The organism is Acinetobacter sp. MYb10 (assembly GCF_002980175.2).
GTDB lineage: Bacteria > Pseudomonadota > Gammaproteobacteria > Pseudomonadales > Moraxellaceae > Acinetobacter > Acinetobacter guillouiae.
This window is the reverse complement of record NZ_CP058272.1, coordinates 89,306-115,684: the sequence shown is the minus strand read 5'-3', so window position 1 is coordinate 115,684 and position 26,379 is coordinate 89,306. Positions and strand designations below refer to the sequence as shown.

Sequence of the window (26,379 nt, the reverse complement as noted above, 5' to 3'; positions counted from 1 at the left end):
TCTTTTAATACTATTTATTCGCCAATAAAAAAGACTTTGTTGGATAAGCGCAACCACCGCCATCGAACAAAGTCTTTTTAGATATAGCAATGCAAAACTAATTTGGCCACTGACCTAACGTGACACGATCATTACCGCCATAGTCTTTAACAGTTCTGACCTGTTTAAAACCAGCACCTTTAAAAATGTTTTGTACCGCTTCAGCTTGATCATAACCATGCTCAAGTACGATCCAACCTTGAATCGCCAACCATTTTTTACCTTGCTGAACAATATGTTCAATATCCGCCAAACCATGCTGCTCAGCAACCAAAGCTCGTTCAGGCTCAGAAGCAAGATGCGGCATATGCTCATCAGCAGCATCAATATAAGGTGGATTAGAAACTATCACATCAAAAAATTGACGATTCAAAGCTTTAAACCAACTTCCTAGAAAAAACTTGACCTGCCCCAAGTCATGCTTTTCAGCATTATGTAAAGCAACTTCTAAAGTCGGTTCATAAATATCTGTGGCAATAATAGACCAATTTGGACGCTCACTTGCCAGCGATAATGCGATCGCACCTGTACCCGTACCTAAATCAACCATACGAGTATCTTCAGGCAAATCAAGATTTAAAACCGTTTCAACCAATACCTCAGTATCTGGACGAGGGACTAAAGTGTCTCTGGTAACGGTTAAATCCAAAGTCCAAAATGGTTGTGAGCCAGTTACATAAGCCAAGGGTTCACCCGCAGCAATCCGCGCTAGACCCTCAACATATTGCTGTTCTTGCTCAGCAGTTAATTCTTGCGTAGATTTAAGTGACAAATCAAAAGCATCAATTTTTAAAATATGCTCAAGTAACCAAGCATTTTCTTGACGCTCATAACTTTCAGCTTCTCCACGTAAGGCCAAAGCCTGTGCAATATTCATTAACCACCATTTTGTTGTGCAAGCATCGCCAACTGATCTGCTTGATATTCGCGATGTAAGCTGTCAAGTAGCTCAGTCAAATCACCTTCCATTACTGCATCTAACTTATATAAAGTTAAATTAATACGGTGATCTGTCATACGACCTTGTGGATAGTTATATGTGCGGATACGTTCCGAACGATCCCCTGAACCTACCAAATCACGGCGCATTTCAGATGTTGCTGCATCGGCTGCAGCACGTTTCGCATTCTCTAAACGTGAAGCCAGTAACGCCATCGCTTTTGCTTTGTTTTTATGCTGTGAACGTTCATCCTGACATTCCACAACAGTACCTGTTGGAAGATGGGTAATACGTACAGCAGAATCAGTTTTGTTAATGTGCTGACCACCCGCACCAGAAGCACGGTAAGTATCAATACGTAGATCCGCAGCATTAATCTCTACTGTAGTGTCTACATCAACTTCTGGAAGAATTGCCACAGTACATGCCGAAGTATGTACACGACCTTGTGACTCAGTGGCTGGAACACGTTGTACACGATGCGCCCCGCTTTCAAACTTCAAGCGACCGTAAACACCTTCACCATTCACTAGACAGATAATCTCTTTATATCCGCCATGCTCACCTTCATTTTCAGATAAGATCTCAATACGCCAGTTTTGAGTTTCAGCGTATTTACTATACATACGGAATAAGTCACCCGAGAAAATCGCCGCTTCATCACCACCGGTACCAGCGCGGATTTCCAAATATGCCGAGTTGGCATCATTTGGGTCTTTAGGAATCATGAGAATATTCAACTCAGCTTCAAGTTGTTCAATTAAAGCTTTGTTCTCTTTGATTTCCTCAACAGCCATATCCTTAAAATCTGGATCAGTTAACATTGCTTCTGCTGTTTCAATATCTTCTTCAGCTTGCTTGTACTTTTTCCAAACATCGGTAATTTCTGATAAATCATTATGCTCACGGGACAAATTACGAAAACGCTTATTGTCTGAAATGACTTCGACATCTGCCAATAATGCTTCTAACTCTTCATGTCGATCACAAAGTTGGTCTAATCGTAAACGTAACGATTCTTTCATTTTAAATACATTCTCAAGCTAAGCCTTACCAAAAAACATCGAGCTTTATAACAGCCCATTTAAAATTGGTAAGAAAATTCTAAAATTGTGCCTAGTTTACCGATTCTGCCATTTAAATGACACATTTATATAAGCGCCATCAAGATAAGCTATAGAATTTATAGCAAGATGATCCGCATGATTTTTGATTAGATGCTTTTATTCTCCATTATTCATGCTAATTGTTGACTAATATGGGTGTTTTAAAATCACTTTTAATAGAAAACATACATTCAGATACCAAACGCTATCAATTTTCAGATCCCTCTCCACATTTTTTGGAAAAATTTTTGTTACATTTGCCACATCGAATAGAGATAGAACTGTCCAGATAAGGACATGGAGCAACACATGAAATTTAATACGATCATATTTAGTACTGTATTGGCAGTAACTTCAATATTTACAGTAAGTGCTCATGCTGATAACTCAACACGTATCGCAGCAACCTCTGCTTTAGGTAGTGTCGTTGGTACTGCTGTAGGTAAACAAATTGGTGGTAACACTGGCGCAATGATTGGTTCAGCAGTGGGCGGTGCAGGTGGTGCTGCTGCATCAACCAATAGAAAAGACCGTACTGCGGCTGCAATTGGTGGTGGTTTAGGTGGTGTTGGTGGCTATACCGTAGGTAAAAATATGGGTGGTACCACAGGTGGTTATATTGGTGCTGCTGCTGGTGCAGCGGGTGGTTCAGTTCTTGGTAAAAAAGTTTCTCAAGACCGCCATGCAGATCAACGTAAGTACAATAAAAAGTACTACAAAAAACACCGTCGTCATCACTAATTGATCCTTGAACGATATCAAGCACCTTCGGGTGCTTTTTTGTATCGTTTCATCTTAGATAAACTGTCTATCCTGTAGAACTACAAGTAATGATTTATAGGTTAATATTGATTGTACTAAATAAGGTTTTACTTAAAATTAAGTTTAACATTCACGTAATATGAATAAATTAAAGAGCAAGAAATACAATCCACACACAAAACACAGAAATTGCTTACATTCAAATCCATAATTATTGCTAAATGTTTCGTTATTCTAGCCTCAAGTTAAAGAATTCGAAGAAGCTTCGATCAGGAGTTTAAAATGAAATTACAAGCAATCCTTGGTGCAACTGTAATTGCAGCAACAATGATGACGACTGCACATGCAGGCAACTCAACCAATACAGCATTAACATCTGCACTTGGTGGTGTGGTGGGTGCTGCGATTGGCCAACAAATGGGTGGTTCAACAGGCGCTATGATTGGTTCTGCAATCGGTGGTGGTGTTGGCGCAGGCGCTTCATCAAATAAACGTGACCGTAATGGTGCGATCATCGGTGGTGCTTTAGGTAGTGCTGGTGGTTATACCGTAGGTCGTAATGTGACGGGTACTTCAACTGGTGGCTATATTGGCGCAGGTCTTGGTGCTGCAGGTGGTTCGGCATTAGGTCAAAAAGTCAGTAACGACCGTCGTTATGATGACCGCTATGACAACCGTTATGGACGTTATAATGATCGATATGATCGTGGCGGTTACCGTAATGTTGATTATCGCTACAATGACCGTGGCTATCGTAAAGACAATGGCAATCATTATGGTCACTACAAAAACAAAAACCGTTGGAATAACTGGAAAAATTAATTTCATTGCAAAATTAATATCCAATCATTTAAATCAAGCACCTTCGGGTGCTTAATTTGTTTTTGGACAATAAAATCAACATCAAAACCACCAAATATCGACAATTTTCGATATACATTTGCACACTTACATCGTATTATTTCGATATATATTATTTTCGAGTTTAAAAATGTCGTCTTTAACAGATACCGCATTAAAGAATACGAAGTTCTCTATCCTAGAACTCGCACCTGTTCGAGAAGATCAAACAGTTGAGTTTTCTCTTAAGCATGCATTGCAACTTGCTCAGCATGCAGAACAGTTAGGCTTTGATCGCCTTTGGTTAGCTGAACATCATAATATGGACGGTATCGCCAGCTCCGCAACTGCTGTATTACTGGGTTACATCTTAGCCAATACAAAAAATATTAAAGTGGGCTCGGGAGGGATTATGTTACCCAACCATGCACCTTTAGTGGTTGCTGAACAGTTTGGTACCTTGGCAACACTCTATCCAAATCGTATTGAACTCGGCTTAGGTCGCGCTCCCGGAACAGATCCAACCACCATGCGTGCATTAAGACGTGGCCGTCAAGAAACTGAAGAGCAATTTCCACAAGATGTTTTAGAAATTTTAAGCTATTTCGCCGATGCAGTGCCTCAGCAAAGAATTAAAGCAACACCAGGACAAGGTACGCATGTGCCTGTATGGCTTTTAGGATCGAGTCTTTTTAGCGCACAACTGGCGGCTAAATTGGGGCTTCCTTATTCATTTGCCTCACATTTTGCACCGAGAATGTTAGGACAAGCCATTCAGCTCTATCGTGACAATTTTGAACCATCCGCCTATTTAGATAAACCGTTTGTATCTATGGGAGTTCCTACTGTGGTCGCCCAAACCGATGAGGAAGCAGAGTATCTAGCCACAAGTGTGTATCAACGTATTCTTGCATTACTGACAGGACAAAGTTTAAAACTGAAACCGCCTGTAGCAACAATGGAAGGCCGATGGTCTGCATCAGAGAAAATGTCCGTACAAAACTTCTTAGGTATGGCGCAAATTGGCTCACCAGACACAGTGAAGAACGGTTTAAAGCAACTTTTAGAAAAATATCAGGTAGATGAATTTATTTTCACTTGCGATATTTATGATACACAGAAGCGCCTAGACAACTTTAGTTTATTGATGGATTTAAAAAAATAATACAAATCAATCATGTTTTCCTCTTTACCAAAATGAAATGATAAATTTCATTTTGGTTTTTTTTTGATTTAACTGTCCTATAGCTGAAATATCCAATTGATTTAAAATACTATTTATTATTTCCCACACTTAAACTCTATTTGAATTAGCTCTCATAAATTGAAAAGATTTGCCATCTCATTTCAAATCAGCATAATAGAACATATAAAAATCAGTAAAATAGTAATAAGGAACAACAATGAACCAATATATCAATAAACCCACCCCTGCTTTTATTGCAGTCAGTTGGGTGGCTTTACTTGCTGGTGCAGCAGCCTACTGTGTCGGTTTATTCAATGCAGAAATTCTATTGAATGAAAAAGGCTATTATTTAATCCTGATCCTTTATGGTTTATTTTCTGCTGTTTCACTGCAAAAAGTTGTTCGGGATAAACTTGAAGGTCAGCAAGTTACAGCAATTTATTATGGACTGTGCTGGGCTTCAGTGGTGATCTGTATTGTTCTGCTCGCATTGGGTTTATGGAACGCGACGATGGCATTCAGTGAGAAAGGCTTTTATATCATGGCTTTTTTACTTAGTCTCTTCGGTGCTGTTGCTGTACAAAAGAATATTCGAGACTTGGAATATCTCAGAACGCATTCACAGCCTGAACTACCTCAGCCCCACCCTGTTCAGCAAGTTGAAGTTAAAGAACTAGAAACACCAGAAGATAAATTTTAATTGTTAAACAATCCATTGCTCCAAATGATAAGACTTGTCCTTTTATGACAAGTCTTTCTTTTTATCTCAATCACTTAGCTAAATTTTCACATTCAAAATCAAACCATTACTGCGTTGATATTTTTCATCATTCCACAATGAATATCTTTGCCAATTGATTCACAGAAATATTAAATAAAATGCAATGAAATCCTTATTTTTGATAGATTTGCTATGGCTTCAATTGACTTAGAAAAAATGTTAGATAAAGTCAAAAACACACAATGGACTTTATCCGATATTGATTGGGATGCACCAGGTCGAGAGCTGGTTACAGCCGAACAATGGCCAAAACTTAAAGACTTTATGGCAGATCTGATGTGGATTGAGCATGTAGGTGCCCGTGCATTTTCGGCAATGTCAAAAAAAGCGCCAACAGCAACTTTACGGGAGATGTACGCCATCTTCCATGCCGAAGAGCAACGCCATGCCAATGCAGAAATGGCGCTCATGAAACGTTGGGGAATGTTAGATGGTGATATCCCTAAACCAAATAAAAATTTACGTTTAATTATTGAATGGCTAGATACCTATGCCGATGAAATGCCTTTTTATATTTTAGGCGCAGTGATTCCCATGCTTGAAGTGGCTTTGGATGGCGCTTTATGTACCTTTTTATTGGATACTGTAGATGATCCTGTTTGCCACCAAGCCTTTGAACTGATTAATGGTGATGAAGCACGGCATTTAGGTGTGGGTTTCAGTGTAATGGAAGCACAAGGGATCAATAAAAGCGTCATTGAGCTTGCCCAAATGGCTGCACGAGTAGTCGACCCACGTTTGATGCTGGGTATTTTGGCTTACTTACCCTTGATCAATAAAATGCGTGACAATGTCATTAAGCTCGGACTTCCTGAAGAAAAATTATATGCAGCAATGAATAAATTTTCGAAAATTGGCGGAAGAACAGTGGAAGGACGCCGTAACCCGTGGTTTCAAATCATTCAATTTCATGGCAAAAATGTAGTAGATCGCAATAAAAAATGGTTCCATATCCCGATTGATGCCATGGTTAGCGTGACTGACAAGATTCCAGAAAAGTCTTTACCTAAAGTCCCAAGTTGGATATATCAATTAACGTCAGAACCCACTGCGACCAATTAGTATAAAAAGGAAATAATATGCTCGATAGGAAAAAGAGTCAAAATGAAGGTTTTTTTCAAAATCAGCCTGAATTTTTTAAACATTATAAAGGTAAAATTATTGCATCTACTGAGATTAAACTCACCGATTTTACTGGTTTAAACGTGGCAATTATTGGTGCAAACCAACTTACAGTCACCCATCTTGGCCACGTTTTAAACAGTGCTGAATTTGTAAAAGTGTTTCAAATTACACCGGCTTTTATTTTACCGCAAACTGAAAAAGGGGTTCAAAAGTTAATCTCGCACCCTTTGATTATCAAAAACCGTCGTTTGTTTAATCATCGTGTTAAATCGATGTTAGCGATTCGTTATCTAGAGTCGCAAGTTCAGGAACAATGGTTAAAACGTCAGTTGATGCCGAACTCTGCGTTAAAGAGTAAAGTGTTTTTAAAATCCGACACCTACTATACAGCGCTACAACGTAAAAACTGTAAATTGATCACTTGGCCAGTCGTTAAAATTACTGAAAATGCCGTACAAAGTATGGAAGGAATTGAGCATTTAGTGGATGTGATTATTACCACTTACGAATAATAGCTTGAGAAGATTCGAGTTTAAGAGGCTTCTAGGCCTCTTATACTTGTTAAATTCACTATTCTTTGAATTATTTGACCACACCGCTGTAACGATAACCCTGTGGAGTCTTTTGATAACGTAAATAGTTATTGGTCAGTTTTCCTGAAGCATTCACCACTAATATATCGATATTTTTTAAGTCTTTTGAGATACGGATAAAATCTTCAGCAGAACGTTCCCATCCCTGACAATCATTTTCAATGCCAATTGAATCAAGTTTTTGAGTCTTGGTTTCAAAAATGGGTTGCGCGACAAATTTGCCGTTATTCAACACAAAGGAGTGAATGCGATAGCCTCTTGAACAGGTACTATTAATAAATAGACTGGTGACTAAATAAACGTCCTGATTTTTAATTTTGACTTGCGCAATTTTATCGATAAATCCCACTTGAGATAACTCTTGGGATGCCAAACCATTGCTTCGCTTCACTTGAATTAAACTATATGGTTCTCTCATCGTTCCCCCAGCAGAAACGTCCATCGTATAAAATTTGATTTTTCGATCAGGACTGTAATGGATATCCAGCATATTTTTTTCAGTGAGTTTTGCAAACGAATATGCAAAACTCACTGAATCATTTTTTATTTTATTTTCAATTTCACTGGAAATTTTTTCATTGTACTGATCACATTCACCACGCCCTGAACAGGTTTTTTGATAGTATTTTTCAACCAAACCATTTTCAAAGTTGCTCAGTGATTCAGCATTGGTTTGTTGTGCAAATATATCTTGTACACTTACAAGCATGAAAAATGAACTTACTTTTAATATCTTATTCATATAACAAATCACACTATAAAAAATAATAAACATAAAAGAAAAAGAGCCAAATCTTGATTCAGCTCAATACTGTTCTTACACCACATCACACATCTAAAATTATAAGGATGGATTATCCAATACGACGTTTAAGCCCTGTCATTTGTAAAACACGTGTTGAAATTTCTTCAATCGACATCTCTGAAACATTTAAATATTTAATCCCTTCAGAAATATAGATCCCTTCAACAGCACGTAGCTCCATCTGACACTGCGAAAAGCTCGCATAACGACTATTGGCTTTACGTTCAGAACGAATGGCAACGAGACGTTCAGCATCAATCATCAAACCAAATAGTTTATTTTTATGTTCTTTCAGTACCGCAGGTAAACGATTATCGTCTAAATCTTCTTCGGTTAATGGGTAGTTTGCAACTCGAATACCAAACTGCAAAGATAAATAAATTGAAGTTGGGGTTTTACCAGAACGCGATACGCCGATCAGGATTAAATCTGCTTTGTCATAATGGCGGGTACGTGCTCCATCATCGTTATCCAAAGCAAAATGAACAGCATCAATACGTGCTTTATACGACTCAGAATCCGTCACAGCATGGGTTTGTCCGACTAAAGTTGTAGGCGGTGTACCTAAAACGTCTGACAACTTACTAATAAGCCCTTCAAAAACATCAAGATTTACTGCATTTGCAGTATTAATAATGTCACGAACATAAGGGTCAACCAAAGTATCGAATACCAAGGGTTGTTGACCATCTTTATCCGCCCTTTTATTGATTTCTTCGACCACATTCATTGCAGCTTCTTCAGAGGTAATATAGGGAATAATATGGATATCAAACTTTACATGAGGAAATTGCGCTAATAATGAATGCCCAAGGGTTTCAGCCGTAATCGCTGTACCATCAGAAATAAAAAATACGCTCCGCTTTATTTGGTTACTTTCTGACATTAAAAATCTCCTCAAACATTTGTCTTAGCGATGTATAATCTTTATAGTAAGCCCATCTTACATGACTATCACTTAGTTGAATCAAAATGCTAAGTTTTTTGTTATAATTTCATGCCAAGATAGTGATTAATACTGCATAAGTGGAGTAACAACTTTGGAAGCACGCGTAATCGGTCTGGAAAAACTAGGTAAACACGACGTTGAGATCGTGGGTGGTAAAAACTCTTCACTTGGGGAAATGATCAGTCATTTAGCAAATGCTGGCGTATCGGTTCCAGGTGGATTTGCAACGACTGCTGATGCATATCGCGAATTCCTAGAGCAAAGTGGCCTAAATGCTAAAATCAATGCAGAACTTGCAGCATTAAATGTTGATGATGTAATCGCACTTGCAGAAACTGGTGCAAAAATCCGTCAATGGATTGTAGAAACTCCACTTACTACAGGTCTAGAGACTGAAGTTCGCGAAGCATTTGCTGCCCTTTCTAACGGTAATCCTGACATCGCTGTTGCGGTACGTTCTTCTGCAACTGCTGAAGACTTACCAGATGCTTCATTTGCGGGTCAACAAGAAACTTTCTTAAACATTCGTGGGATCGACAACGTTCTTATCGCAATTAAAGAAGTTTTTGCTTCACTTTATAATGACCGTGCCATTGCTTACCGTGTACACCAAAATTTTGCACATGATATTGTTGCGCTTTCTGCTGGTATTCAGCGTATGGTTCGCTCTGAAACGGGTGCTGCAGGTGTAATGTTTACACTTGATACAGAATCTGGTTTCCGTGAAGCAGTATTTATTACTGCTTCTTACGGTTTGGGGGAAATGGTTGTACAAGGTGCAGTAAACCCAGATGAATTCTATGTTTCTAAGCCACTTCTAAGAAATGGCAAACATGCCGTTATTCGCCGTAATCTTGGTTCTAAACACCAAAAAATGATTTATGGTGAAGAAGGTGCTGCGGGTAAATCTGTTGTGGTTGTTGATGTTGAAAAAACAGATCGTCAGCAATTTGCTTTAAATGATTTAGAGCTTCAAGAACTTGCTAAACAAGCCTTGATCATTGAAGAACATTATCAAGCGCCGATGGATATCGAATGGGCAAAAGACGGTGATGATGGTCAAATCTATATCGTTCAAGCACGCCCTGAAACTGTAAAAAGCCGTGAGAATGTCGGCACAATGGAACGTTACCTGCTTAAACAAAAAGGTACAGTTCTTTGTGAAGGTCGTTCAATTGGTCAACGTATTGGTTCTGGTAAAGTTCGTATCGTTACTTCGATTAAAGAAATGGACAAAGTACAAGAAGGTGATGTTCTTGTATCAGACATGACTGACCCAGATTGGGAACCAGTGATGAAACGTGCGGCTGCAATTGTAACTAACCGTGGTGGTCGTACTTGTCATGCGGCAATTATTGCCCGTGAACTTGGTGTTCCTGCCATCGTAGGTTGTGGTAATGCAACAGAAGTGCTTGTTGATGGTCAAGAAGTCACTGTTTCTTGTGCTGAAGGTGATACAGGCTTTATTTATGAAGGTGCGTTAGATTTCGAAATTCAACGTAACTCGATCGAATCTATGCCAAAACTTCCGTTCAAAATTATGATGAACGTAGGTAACCCTGACCGTGCATTTGACTTTGCTCAAATTCCAAACGAAGGGATCGGTCTTGCACGTTTAGAATTCATCATCAACCGTATGATTGGTGTGCATCCAAAAGCTTTGTTAAACATCGACAGCCTACCACGCGAAACACGTGCGGCAGTTCTGGCACGTACTGCAGGTTATGCATCACCGATTGAATTCTATGTTGAAAAATTGGTTGAAGGTATTTCTACCCTTGCAGCTGCATTTGCTGACAAACCAGTGATTGTTCGTATGTCTGACTTTAAGTCAAATGAATATGCGAACTTGATTGGTGGTAAGCTTTACGAGCCTGAAGAAGAAAACCCAATGCTTGGTTTCCGTGGTGCGAGCCGTTATGTATCTGATAACTTCCGTGACTGCTTCGAACTCGAATGCCGTGCATTGAAAAAAGCACGTGATGAAATGGGTTTAACCAACATTCAAATCATGATTCCTTTTGTACGTACAGTATCTGAAGCGAAACGTGTTATTGAGTTATTGGCTCAGAACGGTCTTAGACGTGGTGAAAACGGTCTTAAAGTGATCATGATGTGTGAGTTACCAACAAACGCATTACTTGCTGAACAATTCCTTGAACACTTCGATGGTTTCTCTATCGGTTCAAATGACTTAACTCAGCTAACACTTGGTTTAGACCGTGACTCTGGTATCGTTTCTCACTTGTTTGACGAACGTGATCCAGCAGTAAAAGCATTACTTTCTATGGCAATTCATGCTTGCCGTAAAGCGGGTAAATATGTAGGTATCTGTGGTCAAGGTCCTTCTGATCACCCTGATCTTGCAAAATGGTTAATGGAACAAGGTATTGAATCTGTTTCATTAAACCCAGACTCAGTTTTAGATACTTGGTTCTTCCTTGCAGAAGAAAAGATTAAACAATCTTAATCAAAGCTGTTTAAAAAGACCCTCTAGCAGGGTCTTTTTTATGTATATTTTTTAAAACTTTGATTTTAATATTCTATGAAATATCAGATTTAAGATTGGTAGTTTTTAACGTAGATACAAACATTTTATATAGTTTCTGTATTAAGTTTTCACATCTGTGTTTGAATGTTAAACCAAGTTTCACAGTCACCGGTCTGCTGCTAAATAGGTTAATTTTTCTTGATATTTTAAGATTTCGTGTAAATTTAATGTTAATACATTCAAAAATCTAGTATACATAGTGGTTTAAAAAAGTAGGTGAACAAAGTTGCGGTTATGTTCATTTTCATCTACCAATTTTGTACTTTTAGATTTATTTTGAGAATTGAGTTTTATGCAAATTTACTTGGCGAGAAATAACCAACAAGCTGGTCCGTATTCAATTGAACAACTGAATCAAATGCTTGCAAGCCAGCAAGTGCTTTTAACAGATTTAGCTTGGCATCAAGGATTAACGGAATGGAAAGCGCTTGGTGAACTTACACAAGGTAAACTTGTTTATGAGCCTATTGGTTATGTCACACCAATGTCATCAAACAACGAACAAATTGATCGTCAAGAAAATCCTGCTATCACCAATATAAAAATTGAAAAAAGTACAAAAAAAATCATTAAAGCGGCACCTGTAGGTAAACGAATTTCAGCTAAACTTATCGACTTCGCCCTTTTGTTTTTACCCCAATTCATCGCTATTGCTTATTTTATGCCTGAAGATGCAATCAAAGTTGCTTCAGATGGTTTCTCAGTAGATAACCAAGTTAAAATTGCGGAAATGATCAGTCAAAGTATGCCGGCCTACCTGAATATTGCTCTGATGATCTTTGTACTTATTCTCTTGATCACTCAATGCTTTATGATTACCAAATTTGGACAATCTATTGGTAAAAAAATATTCAAACTGCAAATTGTTGATGTCAATACCAATCAATTGCCAGGGTCGCTAAGAGGATTTTTCGTTCGTTCATTCTTATTTCTTATCCTGTCTCAAGTTATGAGTGTATTACCTCTGATTGCCATCATTTTCATTGTTGATTTGTTCATGTTTTTCTCTAAAGAGAATTATGCATTACATGATCGTATTTCTAAAACCAAAGTTATTGATCTTTCTGAATAATTCAAATGGCGGTTATACCGCCATTTTTTATCGCTCGCCAAGCACAAAATAATAATTTATGTTTTTGTTTTCTTTATAATTCCGACTAAAAATATCAGGTATTTTTACATCAATATATTCAACCTCTATGTATAGCTAAGTTTGACGATATGAGGCATAATGCCCTACAACGTAGCGGTGTCAGATCATTGAGAATGTTTTCTATTTAGAAATAATAGTCATTTTCAATCATGCGGCACTTTAATCGCTATCCCATATTTATATAGGGAATGGGACTCTTCACCGAGGTTGTAAAATGAGACAAACGACTTTAGCTGTATTGTCTTTATCTGCGATCGCCGCACTCTTAACTGGGTGTGGTGGTGATATAGTACTTCTAAACTCTAAAGGTCCAGTCGCTGAAGGTCAAAGTAGCCTGATGATGACTGCGATCTACTTAATGCTATTGGTCGTAATTCCTTCGATCTTGATGGCATTGTGGTTTGGTTGGAAATATCGCGCGTCAAATAAAGATGCAGACTATAAACCTACATGGGCACACTCTACTGCGATTGAAATTGTAGTATGGGGTATCCCGTGTATTATTATTGCTATTCTTGCGTATTTAACATGGTGGGGTTCACACAAATATGACCCTTACAGACCATTAACGAATACTCAAGGTCAGATGGAAGAACATTTAAAAATTCAAGCAGTCGCTGAACAATTTAAATGGGTATTTATCTATCCTGAACAACAAATAGCTACAATTAACGAAGTTCGTTTCCCAGTCAATAAACCAATTGAATTTCAAATCACTTCTAACTTTACAATGAACTCGTTCTTCATTCCTAAGTTAGCAGGTCAGGTTTATGCAATGGCAGGTATGCAAACTAAGTTACATATGCTTGCAGAACATCCAAGTCCAGTAGATGGCTACCGTGGATTCTCAGCAAACTATAGCGGCTATGGCTTTACGCAAATGCGTTTCAGAGCTCATGCTGTTTCAGATGCTGACTTCAACACTTGGGTAGACGCTATTAAAGCAGGTAAAGGTACTTCAATTAATCCTGAAGCGATCCAAAAAACCACGCTTGATGCGACTGAATTTGCTACGCTCAAAGATGGTGATCGTTCTAAACACCAAATTGAAGCAATGCTGAACAATGCGCATACTCCAGAAGAACTTAAAGCTGCACACGAAGCTGAACGTAAAGGTCCATTCCCTACTAAGCCTCATCCTGTGACTTATTATTCTTCAGTTACGCCTGACTTGTTCAAAAGCATTATCAACACTTACATGAGCAACTACCATGGTGCAGACCATGCAGGCGCTGAACATGCAGGTGCTGAACATGCAACTGCTTCTGTAGGGGAATAAGACATGTCTTTGTTATTAGGTAAACTCAATTGGGATGCAATCCCTAAAGAGCCGATTGTACTTGTAACAATGGTCATTATGGCTCTTGGTGCAATTGCAGTTTTCGGCGGTATCACCTATTTCAAAAAATGGGGTTACCTCTGGAATGTATGGTTTAAATCTGTAGACCATAAAAAAATTGGTATTATGTATATCCTTGTGTCTGTTGTGATGCTACTTCGTGGCTTCGCAGATGCAATCATGATGCGTCTTCAACTGTTCCTTGCAAAAGGTGGCGGTGAAGGTTACTTACATCCAGACCATTACGATCAGATCTTCACCGCACATGGTGTAATCATGATCTTCTTCGTAGCAATGGGTCTTGTTGTTGGTATGATGAACATCACTGTACCTCTTCAAATTGGTGCGCGTGACGTTGCATTCCCATTATTAAACTCTGTGAGCTTCTGGTTATTTGCTGGTGCTGCTGGTTTGATGATGGTTTCATTAGTATTAGGTGAGTTTGCTGCAACAGGTTGGATGGCTTATCCACCTCTTTCTGGCATTCAATATTCTCCTGGTGTTGGTGTTGACTACTATATCTGGGCACTCCAGGTTTCTGGTCTAGGTACGCTTTTAACGGGTGTTAACTTCTTTGTTACCATCATCAAAATGCGTGCGCCTGGTATGAAACTTATGGACATGCCGATCTTTACTTGGACTGCACTTTGTACAGCAGTATTGATCATTGCATCTTTCCCAGTATTGACTGCAACAATTGCAATGTTAACGCTAGACCGTTACTTCGGTTTCCACTTCTTCACCAATGAGCTTGGCGGTAGCCCAATGCTTTATGTGAACTTGATTTGGACATGGGGTCACCCAGAAGTATATATCTTAGTATTACCTGCTTTTGGTCTTTACTCTGAAATCGTTTCAACGTTCTCTCGTAAAACGTTGTTCGGTTACAAGTCTATGGTGTATGCAACGATTGCGATTACAGTACTTGCTTTCGTGGTATGGTTACACCACTTCTTTACCATGGGTGCTGGTGCCAACGTTAACGCGTTCTTCGGTATCATGACCATGATTATTGCGATTCCTACTGGTGTGAAAATCTTCTCATGGTTATTCACTATGTATAAGGGTCGTATTACCTTTACATCACCAATGTACTGGACACTTGGCTTCCTTGTGACTTTCGGTATCGGTGGTTTAACGGGTGTATTGATGGCTGTTCCACCAGCTGACTTCTTGGTACACAACTCTTTATTCTTGATCGCTCACTTCCATAACGTAATTATTGGTGGTGTTGTATTCGGTATGTTCGCAGGTATCACTTTCTACTGGCCAAAAATGTTTGGTTGGAAGTTAAATGAAACTTGGGGTAAAGCATCGTTCTGGTTCTGGTTCTTTGGTTTCTATTTTGCATTCATGCCACTTTATATCCTTGGTTTCATGGGTATGACACGTCGTTTGAATACATATGACAACCCCGAATGGGACCCATACTTAGCAATTGCTTTGTTTGGTGCTGTGCTTGTAGCAATCGGTATTGCTTGTTTCTTAATGCAAGTTATTGTTGGTTTCTTACAACGTCACGACAATATGGACAACACAGGCGATCCATGGGATGGTCGTGTACTTGAATGGTCTACTTCATCCCCTGCTCCGTTCTATAACTTTGCTGAAATTCCAAAAATCAATGGTATTGATACTTTCTGGAATGACAAAGAGAATGGTGTAGCGTATGCACGTCCTGAGAAATATGAAGATATTCATATGCCAACTGACCGTGCTGCTGGTTTTGTTATTGCCTTGTTCATTACAGCAATGGGCTTCGCTTTAATCTGGCATATCTGGTGGTTAGTCGTTGCAACTTTCCTTGGTGCTGTTATCAGCTTCATCGTAAGTTCATTCACTAAAAAAGTGGACTACTACGTACCAGCTGCTGAAGTAGAACGTATCGAAAACGAGCGTTATGCTTTACTTGAAAAACACTTGAAGAAGGACTAAGGATATGGCTGAAGTACTTCATCACGACAACCACGGACACGATGAACATCATCATCACGATGATACAGACATCACCGTCTTTGGTTTCTGGACATACTTGATGAGTGACTTGATTTTATTCGGTACACTCTTCATCGCGTTCGCTGTATTAAGCAGTCATATTCCGCCTGGTACTCCAAGTCCAAAAGAGTTATTTGGTGAGTCTTTAGGTTTCGTACTTGTTGAAACCTTTGCTCTCTTGATTTCTTCTGTGACTTTCGGTTTTGCGGTACTTGCTTCTTACAAGAAAAATGTCAACCAAGTGCTTATGTGGTTAATTATCACTTGGCTCTTTGGTGCAACATTCATCGGTATGGAACTTTATGAATTTAATCATTTAGTTCACGCTGGTCATGGTCCTACCCACAGTGCGTTTTTATCTGCGTTCTTTACCCTTGTAGGTACGCATGGTATCCACGTAACATCTGGTTTGGTCTGGATGATCGTGTTAATGGTTCAAATCAAGAAAAATGGTTTGACTGTTCCAAATACACGTCGTCTTGCTTGCCTAAGTTTGTTCTGGCACTTCCTTGACATCGTTTGGATCTGTGTATTCAGCGTAGTTTATTTACTGGGAGCTTTATAATGAGTCATGATCATAATGCTGCTGGTGCTTCGCACGGAAACATCAAACAATACTCTATCGGCTTCATTCTTTCTGTCGTATTGACCATCATCCCTTTCGGGATGGTGATGAAAGGAATGACTGGTGGTGCAGTTGTTGCAACGATTGCGATCACTGCGATTGCTCAGGTTCTTGTACAATTAGTTTTCTTCTTGCACATGAATTCATCTTCTGAACAACGCTGGAATGTGATTGCATTCATCTATACGATTCTGACGATTGCAGTTCTATTAATTGGTTCTGTATGGATCATGAACTACTTACATTCAAACATGATGCTCTAGGGTGTCATGTTGAAAAAATATCTATTCCTGACTAAGCCAGGAATTCTCTTTGGTAACTTCGTTACCACTTTGGGCGGCTTTTTCTTAGCCGCTCAAGGTTCTGTAGATTTCCTTTTACTTCTCATCACATTACTCGGTACTACGCTTGTCGTTGCCTCTGGCTGTGTGGTGAATAATGTCATTGACCAAGACATTGACCAAAAAATGCAACGTACAATGAATCGTGCGCTCGTCAAAAAAACCATCAGCCCAACAGTTGCTTTAATTTTTTCTGCTGTGCTCGGTTTAATTGGCTTTGCTTTGTTGTGGTTTTTTGTCAACGCCTACGCATTTGGCTTTGCTGTACTTGGCTTTGTTGTGTATGTGATTTTTTATAGTCTTTGGAGTAAACGTACTACCATTCACCAAACTGTGATTGGAAGTATTTCTGGCGCAAGCCCTCCTGTAATTGGATATACTGCTGTTTCCAACGGATTTGATGTTGCCGCTTTGCTGATTTTTTTAGCTTATGCACTCTGGCAAATGCCACATTCTTGGGGAATTGCAATCTATCGATTTGATGATTATAAAAATGCAAATATTCCAATTTTACCTGTAGCCCGTTCAATTTTTCGCACGAAAGTTGAAAGTTTAATTTACGTTATTCTGTTTGCTGCAGTTTTAAATGGATTGTATTGTTTTGGCTATACCAACATTTTCTTCCTTATTACCTTTAATGCTTTATGTGCCTATTGGGTATATTTATCGATTATTGGATTTAAAGCTGAAAATGATCAGGTCTGGGCAAAAAAATATTTTTTGTATTCCGTCATTCTAATTACAGCGCTCAGTGTGAGCTTTAGTTTTAGTTATGTCTCCCCTGCACCTCATTTGCCACTGTTTTAAAAAAAGATAGAGTTCTCTCTATCTTTTTTTTATCTGCATAAATAAAATTAAAATATTAAAATTTTTATTATAACGATAGGCACTTTATGCTTTTTAAAAATAAAACACTGCAATATGTCCTTCTTATCGGTTTACCTTTGGTAGTTCATCCTAGTTCTAGCTTTGCTGGCGCTGCAGAAGAAATCGCATCACCAACTTTTGACCTAAACAACAATCAATATCGTATATTAAACCTCCCCGTACTCTATCCAGCCAATGACAATAGAACCAACATGATGCTACTGCTAAGTGACAAAGGTTTAGCAAGTATCAAAGCATTTGAAGTTGATAAAATGAGTTTATGGGATACGTCTAGTGGCTTAGTCCCTTTTTACCCTACCGAATTAACTCAAGCATCTGAAAATAAAATTCCAAACAAACGTGCTTTTTATGATGCAAATGATCACGTCTATGATGAGCGCTGTATAACGCTCAAATCTGGTGCTGAAGTTTTTCTTCAACAGGTTTCAAATCACAAGAAAATATCTCAAGACGAAAAAAGCAGCTTGTTAGAACAACGAAATCAGATCAAAAATTGTCAACAAAGCATTCCACTGATTCAAGTCAATGCACAATGGACACAGTCCGCTCAACAGTATGCTTCTTATTTAAATGGGATCATTTTATTTTACAAAGCTAACTATTCCTCAGCAACTAAAATATTTACAGCCATAAGCCAAATTGATGACCCTTGGTTAAAAGAAACAGCTCAATACATGCTCATCCGTACGACATTAAATGAGCTGTATAGCCAGTCATTAGGAACTTATGGTGATTTAGATACTCAGAAAGTTGATCAAGTACTTCTTAAAACTTTTTTTAATCGCATTACTGATTATTTTAAGCTTTATCCTAAAGGTCAATACGTAGCCAGTGCCAGAGGCTTTTTACGCCGAGGCTACTGGATTGCCAATCAACAAGATGCGCTAGTCAAAGAGATGATTTGGCAGATGGATCACCCCAGATCAGATTATTACAATCTCGATATGTCCACATTGCCGGCCGAAATAGATCGCAAGGTATTTGGTTTAGAAAACTTCAACGCAAAAACACTCAACGATCCTTTCTTTTTAGCCATCTATGATCTGATGTATATGCGTCAAAGTGATTCTACACAGTACCAGCCAATTAGCTGGTCCGAGTTAAATGCACAAAAACCTGTATTTAAGGAGCAACCTGAGTTGTTCCGTTATTTACAAGCCGTTCATTTATATTTTATTCAGAAAAAACCGCAAGATGCGTTAAATTATTTACCAAAACAAAAACCCAATTCCATTCAAAATTATTTAGAACTCAGCCAATATACGCTTAAAGGGGTCATTCTTGAAAAAAGTAGTGATAAAAATCTGGTTGAACAATATTGGGATCATTTACTCGCAATTTCTGCTAATCCTTATCAAAAAACTTTGGCAGAAGTCGCCCTAGCGATTCACTATAAAAACACCAATAACCAAAATGCTTTTTTAGGAAAACATTCAAAAATCAAACAAGCAAGCTTACAGAAAGCATTCATTACTCAAATTGCCGATGTCAAAGCTTTGGAAAGTATCATTACTGCCAAAGACAGTTCAGCTGATAAAAAAAATCTGGCTTTGTATACATTATTAGATAAAAGCTTTATGAATCAAAACTATACGGTATTCAATAAAGCCTATACCACTTGGTTACCTCAAGATGCCTCAGAATACAAAGCATACAACAGTAAAATTAAAGCTTATAAGTCAGAACCCCACTTCGAAGTTTTTGTTTGGAATGGTCATGAAATTACACCAACACTCAAATGCCCTAAATTAAGTACCTTAACAGCTGGCTTAGAAAAAAATCCGAAAAATTTAACTTATCGTTTATGCCTAGGCGAATATATGCGTAATCAAGGCACTGCTTTAGAAAATTTTTATGGTGACTATTACTATGGTCCAAGTTTTAGCCAGCCGAAAAATGCCTTTACAGGTGAAACTTTTAGTCGTGGTGAGGTCTATAAGGAAATTATTAAATCGAATTCTAAAAGTGAATTACAAGCTTATGCGCTTTATCGCGCTGTTATGTGTTATTCGCCGAGTAGTATAAATGTCTGTGGTGGAAAAGAGGCCACAAAATCCACACGCAAACAATGGTACGCACAAATTAAACGTGACTATCCAAATACCACATGGGCAAAATCTTTAAAATATTATTGGTAGCTGATTCATGCTTAAACAGATTTTCTCGGTTCTACTGACAATCCAATGTTGTTTAGGATTAATGGCGTGTCAACCGAGTCAATCCGCAACAGCCTCAGATCAGGTCAATGCAAATGACTATGATGCCTTTTGGATTTGGGGAAATATCAAGTCTGCGCCTTATTTAAGTAAAGCTAAGGAAATCTATATTTTACAAGGTGAAGTTAGGCTGGAGAAAAATTCCAACCAATCTATCTTGATCCAACAAGGCATTTCTGTGGTTAAAATTTCACATCAGAAGGTATGGTTGGTTTTTCGAAATCATCATTTAAATTGGCAAGGCACTGAAATAGAAAAAATTTTACAACGCGTCCGACAGTGGGAAAGCGCAGGCAATCACATTCAAGGTATTCAAATTGACTTTGATGCGCCAACTAAAAATTTAAAAGCGTATGGCTTATTTCTACAACAGCTTAGAAAGCAGTTACCACAGCACTATCAACTCAGCATCACCAGTTTGATGGATTGGGCCAATCTGCGTGATCCAGATACACTTAGGCTATTTAGAGAAAATATTGATGAAATGGTGATTCAAACCTATCAAGGCTCTTCGACTATTCCAAATTATCAGGCTTATTTAACCAAGGCTTCAACATTGAAACTGCCTTATAAAATTGGCTTGGTACAACATGGTAAATGGAATCAACAACTTAAATTTGATACTGATCCAAACTTTAAGGGCTTTGTGGTGTTTTTATTACCACAAAATAAATCATGAATTAATCTAATCAATAAATTCACGTTTTTATTTTAGTCAATTTTACTTCTAATTGATTAACCCAATTAACTTCCAAAAAAAACTGAATCATGCTCAAACCGAGCAAATAATGCATCCATTTTTCCTGCATATTTCATATCCAGTTGATGCCATAATTTTTTCGGAAGTGGAATAAATTCTAATGTGTCGGAACCATCAGAAGCTTTGCAGAAACGGATTTCATACTCAGGTTGTAAAATTTCATTGAGTGACCGTAGCGTGGTATCACGATCAGCACCTTCTCCTTGATAAGGAATCAACAATGATTTTTCACCATAATGAATTGTGATGCTAAAACCTTGTTGATTTTCAGCATCTTCAAGTTCAGCAGACAATTGTCCAGTTTCTAAAATATTTTCACAATAGCCAATAATTGCATCATCCTCTTCTCTCCAATCCACCACCATGACAATGTCATAACGACCATCAAAAACATCAAAGTAGAAGTCTTGTGTAGGGTTTTCAATATAAGATTCAATTGTTTCAAGTTTTTCAGCGCTGTAGTTTGTCATTTTAGCGATCCATATTTTTATTCATTTTCAATCTAAATAGGTACAAGATGAAATTCAATCTCGGGGCTGTAAAATTTTAGTGGTTATTCCAATAAATATTTGAATATTAAATTGTGTTTACGCACAAACTTTCCTATAATAAGCGCTCGCAATTTTTGCGGCACAATCTATTGGCTTTTAAACTGTTGTTTAAAGTTTATGCTGATTGTGACTCCTTGCTTCAATCTTTTTAAGGTTGGGGCTGTATAAACCGTAAGGAGCTGACAATGCGTCACTACGAAATCGTAATTCTGGTACACCCAGACCAAAGCGATCAAGTTGTGGGAATGGTAGAACGCTACATTTCTCACATCAAAGATGCTGAAGGTCAAATTCACCGTCTTGAAGATTGGGGCCGTCGCCAATTGGCTTACCCAATTAACAAAATCCATAAAGCGCATTACATTTTAATGAACATTGAATGTAACCAAACTACGCTTAATGAATTAGAAGAATTGTTCCGTTATAACGATGCAATCCTTCGTAACGTGATTATCCGTCGTGAAAACGCAATCACTGAAGAATCTTTACTCGCTAAGAGTGCTGAAGAAAAACGTGCGCGTAAAGCTCAACGTGAAGAAGCACAACAAGCTCAAGATTCTGTTGAAGCATAAGGAGAACATCAATGGCACGTTTTTACCGTCGTCGCAAGTTCTGCCGCTTTACAGCTGAGAACGTTACGTACATCGACTACAAAGATATCGACACTTTAAAACAGTACATCACTGAAAACGGCAAGATTGTTCCTAGCCGTATTACAGGTACTAAAGCTCGTTACCAACGTCAATTAGCGCTTGCTATCAAACAAGCTCGCTATTTAGCGTTGATTCCTTACACTGACAATCATAAGTGAGGTTGAGCCGTGGATATTATTTTATTACAACGCATTAAAAACCTTGGTAAATTAGGCGATAAAGTTTCAGTTAAAGCTGGTTACGGCCGTAACTACCTTATCCCTCAAGGTAAAGCAGTTGCAGCGACTGAAGCGAATACTGCTGCATTTGAAGCTCGTCGTGCAGAACTTGAGAAAGGTGAAGCTGAAGTTTTAGCTGCTGCTCAAGCACGTGCTGACCAATTGAACGAAGTAAACATCGTTATCACTGCGAAAGCTGGTGATGAAGGTAAATTATTCGGTTCAATCGGTACTCGTGATATCGCTGACGCGTTAACAAATGCTGGTCTTGTTGTTGACCGTGCTGAAGTTCGTTTACCGAACGGTGCACTTCGTCACACTGGCGAATTTAACATCGCAATCCAATTGCATCATGATGTTACTGCTGAAGTTCTCGTTACTATCGTATCTGAGTAATTTCTTGCAGAAAAAAAGAGCATACTTTTGTATGCTCTTTTTTTATCTTTAAATTTTACCTCGGATCAGCTGAAATTGTTTCTAGTTGATTCATTCCCCTACTTATCGGTATTACTGTTAGATACTTTTAGTATTTTGCATTAAGATAAGTGAGTACTTCAGTACACACGTACATTACGTAAATAATGTTTTTGCACGATTTAAAAATCAAGGTTTTATATGTCTCAGGCAACTGCCACAGCTCAACAGAATCCCTTCAGCACTGATGCAAAAAACAAAGACAATGCTCAGTTAAAAGAGTTTCGTACGCCTCCTCATAACTTGACAATTGAACAAGCTGTACTGGCTGCATTGATGACGGTTGCTGAGTCTTTTGAACAAGTCAGTGATACTTTGAATGAAACTGATTTTTATGCAACACGTCACAAATACATCTTTCGTGCAATCGAAAAACTAGCACAAGAAAACTCTCCATATGATGCAGTTTTAGTCAACGATTGGCTGATTAAGCAAAACTTGCTTGATGCAATTGGCGGTGAAGAATATTTAATGCAATTGATGTCCGATTCACCTTCAAGTTTCTATAACCTAGAAACTTATGCGGGCAAAATCAAAGAATTTTCAACGTTAAGAAGCATGATTAAAGTAGGCAATGAAATCCTGCAAAATGCTTATGACACCAAAGGTCGTGAAGTCAGTGAAATTCTTGATCTAGCTGAAACCAATATTTTCTCTATTGCAGAACAACATAATAACAACGCGAAAGCACAAGGGCCAAAAGCCATTACCTCAGTTGTTGCAGACGTTTTTGATAAGTTAAATGAACTTTCTCAAATGGAAGGCAATATCACCGGTTTAACCACAGGTTTTATGGAGTTAGACAATAAAACCTCTGGTATGCAAGCTGGAGATATGATCATTGTTGCTGCACGTCCGTCGATGGGTAAAACAACCTTTGCCATGAACCTTGTTGAAAGTGTGTTATTTAACTGTGATCTTCCAGCACTGGTATTCTCTATGGAGATGCCAGCAGACTCTATCGCCATGCGTCTAATTTCAGCATACGGTAAAGTTCATCAAGGGCATTTACGTTCGGGTAAACTCGATGGCGATGAATGGTCTAAAGTCACAGGAACCATTTTACAACTACAAGAAAAACATCTTTATATTGATGATTCATCTGCATTGCCACCAACGGAACTTCGAGCACGTGCACGACGTATTGCCAAACAACATGGTGGCAAGCTGGGTTGTATCATGATCGATTATCTACAATTGATGAAAGTGCCAGGCATGGGTGATAACCGTGTTGGTGAGATTGGTGAAATTTCACGAAGCTTAAAAGCCCTTGCCAAGGAAATGATGTGCCCTGTTATTGCACTATCACAGCTTAACCGTTCTCTGGAAAACCGCCCAAATAAACGTCCAGTAATGTCCGACTTGCGTGAATCAGGTGCAATCGAGCAGGATGCCGATTTAATTATGTTTATTTACCGTGATGAGGTTTATAACAAAGAGTCGAAAGAAGCAGGCACAGCTGAAATTATCATTGGTAAACAACGTAATGGCCCGATCGGGACTGTACGTTTAGCCTTTGAAGGCCAATACACACGCTTTAGTAATCTATCGCCTGAGTATTATGCGCAATATCAAGATGAAGAATAATGCTGATCAATAGAGTTAGCATCATTTAACACTGCTGTTGAGATGAGATTTTAATCCTCAAATCTTGGAACTTAAAGTCTCTCTCAACGTTTCAATATTCTTAGTCCATTCATCATAATCATCTGAATCTTGCCAAAGCTCATCCAATTCAGAGTTTTCACTGGTCAATAATAATAATGCAGTCAATGCTTTGGGAATAAGCGCATAATTGACATTGTTTTTATTTTGTTCAAGCCATTTTTCTACAGGTTCAGGATAATATTCATTTTCTTCAATCCCTTCACCAAATGATTTAGCTAAAACATCTGCTGCAGCATGCGCAATACAACCAATATCGGCATCGATAAACTCTTCGGTTGCCATATCAATCATTTCATCAAAAGCTTGTTCAATGACAACATGCCCATCTTGCTCTTCAAACTCATAGGCCCAATCACTTGCAGTATCATTTCCAAATGGTTCATGTGACCATGTTCCCATACACCCTCCGAAATAAATCCTTAAATTTAAATATAAAATGTACGATTTTATTTAAAAAATAAAGTGCTATATCTTTACAAATTATGTGCAAAGCGCTTAGCAAAAATTTTATCGATACAAAATCAATAAACCATTCAAAACACAAATGTTTATGTTTATTTAAAGCTGATAGGACTACAATATTTAGCGTTTTAAAGCTGCACTTTTTTAAAGTTAGGCTTTTATCTCTATTTATGCGATTTAGCATTATTCAATCTTTGCCATTCCTCAGGAGTAACTAGGGTGCGTCAAGCAACAGTTTATATTGACAGTGCAGCACTGCAATATAATTTAAACCGAGTCAAACAACTTGCACCAAGCGCTAAAATTGTCAGTATGGTTAAAGCCAATGCATATGGACATGGCGTCAAGGACTGTTTAGCCGCCTTAAATGCGACTGATGCCTTTGGTGTCGCCTGCCTTGCTGAAGCCTTAGAGATTCGAGCATTAGGCTATCAACAACCGATTACTCTCATCGAAGGTATTTTCAGCGCTGATGAAATGATTAGTGTTCTTGAAAATAACCTTGAAATCGTTGTACATCATCAACCACAATTGGCATGGTTACGTGCACATAAAAAACAATATATCGACAAAGGTTTAAAAGTCTGGGTAAAACTCAATAGCGGTATGAACCGATTGGGTTTTAAGGTGGCTGAAATTATTGAAGTGATTCAATCACTCAAAGCAGAAGGCTTTACCTGTGTGCTGACCATGCATTTTGCCAATGCGGATGCGGATCATCACCCGTTAAATGAACAACAGAAAGATCAATTCTTACAGGTAAAAGCTGCTTGTGAACCGATCTTAGCTTCATGCTGCAATTCTGCTGCTATTTTTAAATGGCCTGAACTGAATTTTGATTTTGTACGTCCAGGTATCATGCTTTACGGCGCGTCTCCCTTTGCAGATCGAAGCGTTGCTGAACTAGACATCAAACCTGTCATGAGCTTTACCGCTGAAATCATCGCACTCAATCATATTCAAGCAGGTGAATCTGTAGGCTATGGCTCTACATTTGTCTCCAAAAATAAAATGGATATCGCCATTGTTTCAATAGGCTATGGGGATGGTTATCCGCGTGCTTTTCCTCAACAAAACTATGTCAGCATCAATGGTCAAATGACAGCGATCATTGGTCGTGTCGCAATGGATATGATCGCAATTGATGTCACTGGCATAGATGCACCACTAGGTACAGTCGTTGAACTGTGGGGCAAAGATCGTTTGGTTGATGATGTAGCTGCTGCCAATGGTACGATCGGTTATGAGTTACTCTGTCGTATGAGTGCTCGCCCTATCCGTAAAAAACTTTAAGCACTCGTTCTCGATTCAAGATGAAAATCCAAGCCATCGCTTGGATTTTTTAAGAGTTTTCAGGTT

26 protein-coding genes are annotated in these 26,379 nt (G+C 38.5%); 20 read left to right on the top strand and 6 right to left on the bottom strand.

Annotated elements, in window-relative coordinates; all coding sequences use genetic code 11:
- Positions 1-97: 97 nt before the first annotated feature.
- Complete coding sequence (gene prmC, locus CQZ96_RS00490) at positions 98-916, bottom strand: peptide chain release factor N(5)-glutamine methyltransferase (RefSeq protein WP_105713735.1); 819 nt, start codon at positions 914-916, stop codon at positions 98-100.
- A complete protein-coding gene (gene prfA, locus CQZ96_RS00485; protein ID WP_004719378.1) occupies positions 916-2,004 on the bottom strand; it encodes a peptide chain release factor 1 in 1,089 nt (362 codons plus the stop codon). Before prfA ends, prmC begins: the two co-directional genes overlap by 1 nt.
- A gap of 390 nt (positions 2,005-2,394) precedes the next feature.
- On the opposite strand from prfA, the gene CQZ96_RS00480 reads away from it, so the two are divergent.
- The 6 genes from CQZ96_RS00480 (at position 2,395) to CQZ96_RS00455 (ending at position 7,291) form a co-directional block, all read left to right on the top strand.
- Positions 2,395-2,826 (top strand): hypothetical protein, encoded by a 432-nt coding sequence (locus CQZ96_RS00480; protein WP_004822418.1) that lies wholly within the window; start codon positions 2,395-2,397, stop codon positions 2,824-2,826.
- Between the two features lie 303 nt (positions 2,827-3,129).
- Positions 3,130-3,669: a glycine zipper domain-containing protein gene (locus CQZ96_RS00475; RefSeq protein ID WP_105713736.1), complete on the top strand. Its 540-nt coding sequence runs from the start codon at positions 3,130-3,132 to the stop codon at positions 3,667-3,669.
- Between the two features lie 169 nt (positions 3,670-3,838).
- Positions 3,839-4,852, top strand: coding sequence for an LLM class flavin-dependent oxidoreductase (locus CQZ96_RS00470; RefSeq protein WP_004822422.1), 1,014 nt, complete (start codon positions 3,839-3,841; stop codon positions 4,850-4,852).
- A gap of 238 nt (positions 4,853-5,090) precedes the next feature.
- Positions 5,091-5,573, top strand: coding sequence for an inner membrane protein YiaA (yiaA, locus tag CQZ96_RS00465; RefSeq protein WP_004719371.1), 483 nt, complete (start codon positions 5,091-5,093; stop codon positions 5,571-5,573).
- 213 nt (positions 5,574-5,786) lie between these two features.
- Positions 5,787-6,716 carry a ferritin-like domain-containing protein gene (locus CQZ96_RS00460; protein WP_004719369.1) on the top strand — a complete coding sequence of 310 codons (930 nt, stop codon included), beginning with the start codon at positions 5,787-5,789 and terminating at the stop codon, positions 6,714-6,716.
- Between the two features lie 17 nt (positions 6,717-6,733).
- The gene (locus tag CQZ96_RS00455) at positions 6,734-7,291 is read left to right on the top strand and encodes a flavoprotein (protein WP_105713737.1); all 558 of its coding nucleotides are present in this window, start codon (positions 6,734-6,736) and stop codon (positions 7,289-7,291) included.
- Positions 7,292-7,361: 70 nt separating this feature from the next.
- Here the strand turns inward: CQZ96_RS00455 and CQZ96_RS00450 are convergent, their stop codons facing one another.
- The gene (locus CQZ96_RS00450) at positions 7,362-8,114 is read right to left on the bottom strand and encodes a hypothetical protein (protein ID WP_228722756.1); all 753 of its coding nucleotides are present in this window, start codon (positions 8,112-8,114) and stop codon (positions 7,362-7,364) included.
- Positions 8,115-8,226: 112 nt separating this feature from the next.
- A complete protein-coding gene (locus CQZ96_RS00445; protein WP_004719361.1) occupies positions 8,227-9,063 on the bottom strand; it encodes a pyruvate, water dikinase regulatory protein in 837 nt (278 codons plus the stop codon).
- Between the two features lie 154 nt (positions 9,064-9,217).
- Between CQZ96_RS00445 and ppsA the strand changes: the two genes are divergently transcribed.
- The 9 genes from ppsA to CQZ96_RS00400 all read left to right on the top strand — a co-directional run bounded on the left by ppsA (position 9,218) and on the right by CQZ96_RS00400 (position 20,913).
- Positions 9,218-11,596, top strand: a complete 2,379-nt coding sequence (ppsA, locus tag CQZ96_RS00440; protein WP_004719359.1) for a phosphoenolpyruvate synthase — start codon at positions 9,218-9,220, stop codon at positions 11,594-11,596.
- A gap of 373 nt (positions 11,597-11,969) precedes the next feature.
- Positions 11,970-12,749 carry an RDD family protein gene (locus tag CQZ96_RS00435; protein ID WP_056512633.1) on the top strand — a complete coding sequence of 260 codons (780 nt, stop codon included), beginning with the start codon at positions 11,970-11,972 and terminating at the stop codon, positions 12,747-12,749.
- A gap of 295 nt (positions 12,750-13,044) precedes the next feature.
- Positions 13,045-14,109 carry a ubiquinol oxidase subunit II gene (gene cyoA / locus CQZ96_RS00430; RefSeq protein ID WP_004719354.1) on the top strand — a complete coding sequence of 355 codons (1,065 nt, stop codon included), beginning with the start codon at positions 13,045-13,047 and terminating at the stop codon, positions 14,107-14,109.
- A 3-nt stretch (positions 14,110-14,112) separates the two neighbouring features.
- Positions 14,113-16,104 (top strand): cytochrome o ubiquinol oxidase subunit I, encoded by a 1,992-nt coding sequence (gene cyoB / locus CQZ96_RS00425; protein WP_004719352.1) that lies wholly within the window; start codon positions 14,113-14,115, stop codon positions 16,102-16,104.
- A gap of 4 nt (positions 16,105-16,108) precedes the next feature.
- Entirely contained in the window at positions 16,109-16,729 is a 621-nt protein-coding gene (gene cyoC / locus CQZ96_RS00420) for a cytochrome o ubiquinol oxidase subunit III (protein WP_004719350.1), read from the top strand.
- Complete coding sequence (gene cyoD / locus CQZ96_RS00415) at positions 16,726-17,052, top strand: cytochrome o ubiquinol oxidase subunit IV (RefSeq protein ID WP_171066910.1); 327 nt, start codon at positions 16,726-16,728, stop codon at positions 17,050-17,052. The genes cyoC and cyoD overlap by 4 nt, the downstream gene beginning before the upstream one ends.
- 6 nt (positions 17,053-17,058) lie before the next feature.
- The gene (gene cyoE, locus CQZ96_RS00410) at positions 17,059-17,937 is read left to right on the top strand and encodes a heme o synthase (protein ID WP_004719345.1); all 879 of its coding nucleotides are present in this window, start codon (positions 17,059-17,061) and stop codon (positions 17,935-17,937) included.
- An 86-nt stretch (positions 17,938-18,023) separates the two neighbouring features.
- A complete protein-coding gene (locus CQZ96_RS00405) occupies positions 18,024-20,156 on the top strand; it encodes a hypothetical protein (RefSeq protein ID WP_105713739.1) in 2,133 nt (710 codons plus the stop codon).
- A 7-nt stretch (positions 20,157-20,163) separates the two neighbouring features.
- Complete coding sequence (locus CQZ96_RS00400) at positions 20,164-20,913, top strand: DUF3142 domain-containing protein (RefSeq protein WP_105713740.1); 750 nt, start codon at positions 20,164-20,166, stop codon at positions 20,911-20,913.
- Positions 20,914-20,978: 65 nt separating this feature from the next.
- Here CQZ96_RS00400 and CQZ96_RS00395 read toward each other — a convergent pair whose 3' ends face one another.
- A complete protein-coding gene (locus tag CQZ96_RS00395; RefSeq protein WP_105713741.1) occupies positions 20,979-21,464 on the bottom strand; it encodes a hypothetical protein in 486 nt (161 codons plus the stop codon).
- Between the two features lie 266 nt (positions 21,465-21,730).
- Here CQZ96_RS00395 and rpsF point away from each other — a divergent pair, with 266 nt between their 5' ends.
- The 4 genes from rpsF (at position 21,731) to dnaB (ending at position 24,477) form a co-directional block, all read left to right on the top strand.
- Positions 21,731-22,117 carry a 30S ribosomal protein S6 gene (gene rpsF, locus CQZ96_RS00390; RefSeq protein ID WP_004719337.1) on the top strand — a complete coding sequence of 129 codons (387 nt, stop codon included), beginning with the start codon at positions 21,731-21,733 and terminating at the stop codon, positions 22,115-22,117.
- 11 nt (positions 22,118-22,128) lie between these two features.
- Positions 22,129-22,356: a 30S ribosomal protein S18 gene (rpsR, locus tag CQZ96_RS00385; RefSeq protein ID WP_004719336.1), complete on the top strand. Its 228-nt coding sequence runs from the start codon at positions 22,129-22,131 to the stop codon at positions 22,354-22,356.
- A gap of 9 nt (positions 22,357-22,365) precedes the next feature.
- Positions 22,366-22,812, top strand: a complete 447-nt coding sequence (gene rplI, locus CQZ96_RS00380) for a 50S ribosomal protein L9 (RefSeq protein WP_004719333.1) — start codon at positions 22,366-22,368, stop codon at positions 22,810-22,812.
- A gap of 219 nt (positions 22,813-23,031) precedes the next feature.
- Positions 23,032-24,477, top strand: coding sequence for a replicative DNA helicase (gene dnaB, locus CQZ96_RS00375; protein ID WP_105713742.1), 1,446 nt, complete (start codon positions 23,032-23,034; stop codon positions 24,475-24,477).
- A gap of 57 nt (positions 24,478-24,534) precedes the next feature.
- On the opposite strand, the gene CQZ96_RS00370 is transcribed toward dnaB, so the two are convergent.
- A complete protein-coding gene (locus tag CQZ96_RS00370) occupies positions 24,535-24,957 on the bottom strand; it encodes a DUF4259 domain-containing protein (RefSeq protein ID WP_004719330.1) in 423 nt (140 codons plus the stop codon).
- 282 nt (positions 24,958-25,239) lie between these two features.
- Here CQZ96_RS00370 and alr point away from each other — a divergent pair, with 282 nt between their 5' ends.
- Positions 25,240-26,313, top strand: coding sequence for an alanine racemase (gene alr / locus CQZ96_RS00365; RefSeq protein ID WP_105713743.1), 1,074 nt, complete (start codon positions 25,240-25,242; stop codon positions 26,311-26,313).
- Positions 26,314-26,379 lie beyond the last annotated feature (66 nt).